This window comes from Streptomyces reniochalinae, assembly GCF_003323735.1.
GTDB classification, from domain to species: domain Bacteria; phylum Actinomycetota; class Actinomycetes; order Streptomycetales; family Streptomycetaceae; genus Streptomyces; species Streptomyces reniochalinae.
Map to the genome: position 1 here is coordinate 1 of NZ_QOIM01000070.1, position 2,142 is coordinate 2,142.

At 69.8% G+C, this 2,142-nt stretch carries 1 protein-coding gene; it reads left to right on the forward strand.

The genetic code is table 11. The features are described from left to right. Positions 1-44 precede the first annotated feature (44 nt). Positions 45-2,142, forward strand: a 2,098-nt coding sequence (locus DQ392_RS35925) for a polyketide synthase dehydratase domain-containing protein (protein WP_281273068.1), incomplete at its 3' end; no start/stop codon positions are given.

Consider the following 2,142-nt stretch of genomic DNA (forward strand, 5'->3'; position numbering starts at 1 on the left):
GGGCTCGGCGGTTGCGGGTCAGCCATGCGTTCCACTCGCCGTTGATGGATCCGATGTTGGAGGAGTTCGCGGCTGTGGCCGCGACGCTCAGTTATCACGAGCCTGTGTTGCCTATCGTCTCCACTGTCACGGGGCAGTTGGTTGTCGAGGGGCAGCTCACCGACCCGGGTTACTGGGTCGATCAGGTGCGCCGGGCCGTGCGGTTCGCCGATGGCGTCACTGCCGCGGACGCGTCGGTCTTCGTCGAGATCGGGCCTGATGGTGTTTTGGCGGGGCTGGCTCAGCAGAGTCTGGACGAGGCGGCGGTGGTCGTGCCGGCCGTGCGCAAGGACCGCGGCGAGGCCCAGGCGTTCATCGAAGCGCTCGGCCGGCTGCACAGCAGCGGTGTGACCATCGACTGGACCAGCCACTTCGGACACATCCCGCCGGTGGAGCTGCCGACCTACGCCTTCCAGCACCAGCGCTTCTGGATCACCCCGCCGACCATCGGGGAGGACGCCGGCGCTGCCGGACTGGGCGCGATCGAGCACGCGATCCTGACCGGAACCACCGAACTCCCCGACACCGACACCCTTCTGCTGACTGGGCGGATCTCTCTGGCCACTCACCGGTGGCTGGCCGACCACGATGTGCTGGGCACGGTCATGGTGCCGGGGACGGCTTTCGTGGAGATGGCCCTGCGCGCCGCCGAGCAGGCAGGGTGCGAGCGGGTGGACGAGCTCACCCTGGAAAGCCCGCTCGTCCTGCTCCCCGGCCAGACGACGCGTATCCACGTGCTCGTCCACGCCGCCGACGGCGACGACCGGCGCCGCGCCCTCACGGTGTACTCGCGCGACACCGACGACCAGCCGTGGACACGGCATGCGACGGGCACCATCGCCAGCCGGTCGAGCAGGCCCGCCCCGATCGACGTTTGGCCACCGGCCGACGCCACACCGATCGACCTCGGTGACTCGTATGGGGACATGCTCGCACGCGGCTATGCGTACGGACCCGCCTTCCGGGGCCTGCGGGCCGCGTGGCGCTCCGGCAACGAGATCTACGCTGAGGTCGAACTCCCCGACCAGGAGCACAGCAACGTCGAAGGGTTCGGTATCCACCCCGCCCTGCTGGACGCCGCCCTGCACGCGACTGTCCTGGGTGACTTCGTATCGGATGCGGAGGACGGGCAGCCGTGGCTGCCGTTCGCCTGGTCCGGTGTCGACCTCTTCGCCTCCGGCGCGACCTCCTTGCGTGTCCGCATCGGCAGTGCCGGGCAGAGCAACGCGATAGCCGTGACGGTCGCCGACCCGGCCGGTGAGGTGGTCGCTCGCGCGGAAACGCTGAGTCTGCGTCCTGTCTCGACCGATCAGCTCGCGTCGGCCGGGGCGAAGGACGATCCGCTGTTCCGTCTGGAGTGGACGGAGGCGGGCCGTGCGGAGGAGGGGCGGGCGCTGGAGGGGATGGGCCTTGTCGGTGAGGGTCTGCCTCCTGCGGGTGGGGTGGCGTGTCATGCCTCGCTGGGTGCTCTGGCCGACAGTGGCAGTGTTCCCGAGTGTGTGGTGTTGACCGTTGCGGAGTCGGGCGGGGAGGTACCGGAGGCGACCCGTCGCGTCGCGGAGACGGTGCTTGGGCAGGTTCAGGCGTTCTTGGCGGATGACCGGTTCGCCGAGTCCCGGTTGGTGGTGGTGACGCGGAGCGCGGTTGTGGTGGAGCCGGGTGAGGAGTTCGCGCCGGCCTCGGCGCCGGTGTGGGGTTTGGTGCGTGCGGCGCAGGCCGAGCACGCGGATCGCTTCGTGCTGGTCGACGTCGACGGGGCGTCGGCGTCGGTGGGTGTGGTTGCGGGTGCGTTGGCCTCCGGTGAGCCGGAGGTGGCGGTGCGGTCGGGTCGGGTGCTGGTACCTCGTCTCGTGCGGGTGGCCGCTGCGGCGCACGAAGTACCGGAGGTTGATCCGGCGGGCACCGTGCTGATCACCGGTGGTACCGGCGGTTTGGGCGCGTTGGTGGCCCGTCATCTTGTGACTGAGCGCGGGGTGCGCCACCTGCTGTTGGTGAGTCGTAGTGGTTCCGATGCGCCGGGCGCGGCGGAGTTGTCGGCTGAGTTGGTTGCGGCGGGTGCGTTGGTGGATGTGAGGGCGTGTGATGTCACGGATCGGGGCGCGT